This is a genomic window from Acetonema longum DSM 6540, from assembly GCF_000219125.1.
In the GTDB taxonomy this organism is placed as follows: domain Bacteria; phylum Bacillota; class Negativicutes; order Sporomusales; family Acetonemataceae; genus Acetonema; species Acetonema longum.
Window position 1 is genome coordinate 1 of the sequence record NZ_AFGF01000045.1, and the last position, 957, is coordinate 957.

Annotated in this window: 1 protein-coding gene and 1 pseudogene; both read left to right on the forward strand. The window is 37.0% G+C overall.

What is annotated here, in order from left to right; genetic code table 11:
* Nucleotides 1-333: pseudogene (locus ALO_RS22365) on the forward strand (hypothetical protein); the annotation flags it as partial.
* Nucleotides 334-353: 20 nt separating this feature from the next.
* A complete protein-coding gene (locus ALO_RS05410) occupies nt 354-869 on the forward strand; it encodes a DUF2247 family protein (RefSeq protein WP_004093686.1) in 516 nt (171 codons plus the stop codon).
* The last annotated feature ends 88 nt before the right edge of the window (nt 870-957 follow it).

Sequence of the window (957 nt, forward strand, 5' to 3'; positions counted from 1 at the left end):
GTATCTGGAGCGAATAATGTTGCTGATTTTGAAAGACTAAGGTCTTCCCTTGCAGCTGAACAAATTATTAATGCTGAACGTACTGGCACTGCATTATCAAAATCTGACCCTGGTCACCTTGCAGCTAGCTTTTTAAGTAAGGAGCAACTCGCAGCAGGAAGAACATTTAGTATACGTGGTGGTGATGGAGTACAAAGAACGCTTCTTCAAACCGAAGGTGCGTTAAATGGGAATAAGGGTATATTTGAATATATATTAGAACCAAATGGAAAAGTATCGCACCAACGTTTTATTGAAGGCGGTAAAATTACTGGTAGCCCAAATCAAAAGTAGTACCAAAGAGAGGGTAAATAATGGACTCACTAATTTTCGAATTAAAATATGATTTTGTTTCAAAGAGAGTTCAATTAACATGGAAGGATATATTATATGCTATTAACAGGAAGTTACTTCCTTCAGATTCGGCAATTGAACATGCAACGGTTAAAGTTTCTCAGGGTGAAGAATATAACCAAACACTACTTGATTTAGCATCCTTATATAAAGGCGAATCAGTTCAACCATATCTGGATGAGTTAGCCAGATTGGACTCGGGTCAAGATGATACAATACTTAATGAAAAATGGCTCTATTTAGTATTAGATTGGGTTTTTGAAAATAAAGATAATTATGCAGACCCACTAGGTATAGTGGAACAAATTTATGCTGATTTTGACTACCCAGAGGTGATAGCATCTTTTGTGAGGTATATGCCATCAGATGAACCTCCTTTAGGTACATTAGAGTTAAATGAAGCACGATTATATGAAAAATGGAAGGATTACTTAGATATTCAAAGAAAGAGATTTTCAGACACCAATTTTAGTTGACGTTGGTCGAGTAGTTGAACACTGCGGTGACACCGGGGACGATCGCCTTTTGACACGTTATTTTAAAGCGAAAAACAAACAGCGGAGC

Bases quoted from the DNA above. Each gene is read 5' to 3' on its own strand.
- ALO_RS05410 (WP_004093686.1), top strand. From the start codon at position 354: ATGGACTCACTAATTTTCGAATTAAAATATGATTTTGTTTCAAAGAGA.